Genomic DNA, 2,167 nt, shown 5'->3' on the forward strand with positions numbered 1-2,167 from the left:
GTTTGAAGTGAGAGGGCCTAGGCTTAGAAAAGTGATTATTAATAGATAGCTTAAGTGGATTTTATAAGGGGGTTTGGAAATGAAGATAACAGCGGCTGCTGTTAATGAGTTGAGAAAGATAACCGGGGCCGGCATGATGGATTGCAAGAAAGCACTCCAGGAAGCAAACGGCGATATCGTTGGCGCGACCGATATCTTAAGGAAAAAAGGCCTGGCATCCCTTGCCAAAAGGGCGGGTCGCGAGGCAAAAGAGGGTGTTGTCGATTCATATATTCATGCGGGAGGAAAAATCGGCGTCCTAGTAGAAGTTAACAGCGAAACCGATTTCGTGGCGAGAAGCGATGACTTCAAGCAGTTCGTACATGATATCGCGCTGCAGATCGCAGCAGGCAATCCATTATATGTAACAAGAGAAGACGTCCCGGACGATGTCATTGCGAAGGAGGCGGAGATCTACCGCGCACAGGGCGTCGAAGAAGGCAAACCGGACAACGTTCTCGATAAAATCGCCACGGGTAGGCTCGAGAAATACTATACACAGGTAGTGCTGATGGAACAGGTATTTGTTAAGAATCCGGACCTAACGATGAATGACTACCTCGGTGAAATCGCAGCCAAACTCGGTGAGAACATCGGCGTAAGGCGTTTTGTGCGCTACGAGCTGGGCGAAACTATTTAGTTTCGTGCTGCTGTGCATTGTAGTACCGCTCGTTTCATAAACTGTTGATTAAAAAGCCATAGCCGTGAGCCCACGTCACACGGGTGTTCTGGTATTATAACTATAGCATCACGGTTATGTGGATTTACCTTACCACATTGGAAGAGAGCGTGAGAGATGACTCAATACAAGTATAAAAGGGTGCTTCTTAAACTCAGCGGGCAGGCGCTTGCCGGAACGGGCGGCTATGGCATCGATCCCGAAGTAATGCGCTCTATCGCACAGCAAATCAAAGAGCTTTACGACGACCACATCGAACTGGCAATCGTAGTAGGCGGGGGAAATATATTTCGTGGATTTGAAGCCAGCGCCCGCGGTATGGATAGAACGACCGCGGACTATATCGGCATGCTCGCAACCGTTATGAACGCGATGGCGCTGCAGGAGGCCATGGAGAGGGAAGGCGTAAACACAAGGGTTCAATCGGCTATAACCATGCAGGAAGTGGCCGAGCCCTACATTCGGCGCCGCGCCATGCGCCACCTTGAAAAGGGTCGCGTGGTAATCTTTGCCGCAGGGACGGGCAACCCGTTCTTCAGCACAGATACGGCGGCCGCGCTCAGGGCGCTTGAGATAGGCGCAGACGCCATTCTTAAAGCCACGCGGGTCGACGGCGTCTACGACTCTGACCCGGAGAAAAACCCGAATGCAAAGCGCTTTTCGCAGTTGACATATATCGAGGTCCTCAACAAGGGGCTGCGCGTCATGGATACCACGGCTATTTCTCTCTGCATGGACAACAACATACCTATCATTGTGTTTAATATAACCAAGCCGAATAACATCCAACGGGTTCTCGAAGGAGAAGATATAGGTACCATAGTTCAAGGAGGGAAATAAGATGGTGCAAGATGTGCTTTCTCAATCTGAAGAAAAGATGAAAAAGGCTGTTGCGGCGATAAAGAGCGAGTTTGCAGGGGTGCGGACCGGCCGCGCCTCGGCGTTTTTATTCGACAGGATAAACGTTGACTATTATGGCACGAAAACACTGCTGAAGCAGATGGCAAGCATCAGCACGCCCGAGGCGCAGCTTGCGATCATCCAGCCATGGGATAAATCCGCGATAGGTGCGATTGAAAAGGCAATTATGATGTCCGACCTCGGCGTTAATCCCTCGAATGACGGAAATGTGGTCAGGGTACCCTTCCCGCCGCTTAGCGAGGAGAGAAGAAAAGACTTCGTAAAACTGGTCAAAAAGATGGCCGAAGAAGGCAAGGTCGGCGTCCGAAACGTTCGCCATGAGGCACGTGACGACCTTAAGGATCTCGAAGACGAGAAAATGATCTCTGAGGACGACAGGAAACGCGCCGAGAAAAAAGTCGACGAACTCACTGAAAAATACGTAAAAGAAATCGACGCCCTCCTGCACCACAAAGAGAAGGAGATAATGGAAGTCTAGAAGACCGGTTAATGGGTTTATAGATAATAGATTAATGGGTTTATAGATAA

Annotated in this window: 3 protein-coding genes; all 3 read left to right on the top strand. The window is 49.9% G+C overall.

Annotated features, from left to right (window positions below):
• Positions 1-79: 79 nt before the first annotated feature.
• Positions 80-679 carry a translation elongation factor Ts gene (gene tsf / locus COY37_RS09440; RefSeq protein ID WP_286677685.1) on the top strand — a complete coding sequence of 200 codons (600 nt, stop codon included), beginning with the start codon at positions 80-82 and terminating at the stop codon, positions 677-679.
• A 156-nt stretch (positions 680-835) separates the two neighbouring features.
• Entirely contained in the window at positions 836-1,558 is a 723-nt protein-coding gene (pyrH, locus tag COY37_RS09445; protein ID WP_286677686.1) for a UMP kinase, read from the top strand.
• Position 1,559: 1 nt separating this feature from the next.
• On the top strand, positions 1,560-2,117 hold the full coding sequence (gene frr / locus COY37_RS09450) for a ribosome recycling factor (RefSeq protein ID WP_286677687.1): 558 nt from the start codon (positions 1,560-1,562) through the stop codon (positions 2,115-2,117).
• Positions 2,118-2,167: the final 50 nt, after the last annotated feature.

It is taken from the genome of Candidatus Aquicultor secundus (assembly GCF_002791875.1).
Lineage (GTDB): Bacteria > Actinomycetota > Aquicultoria > Aquicultorales > Aquicultoraceae > Aquicultor_A > Aquicultor_A secundus.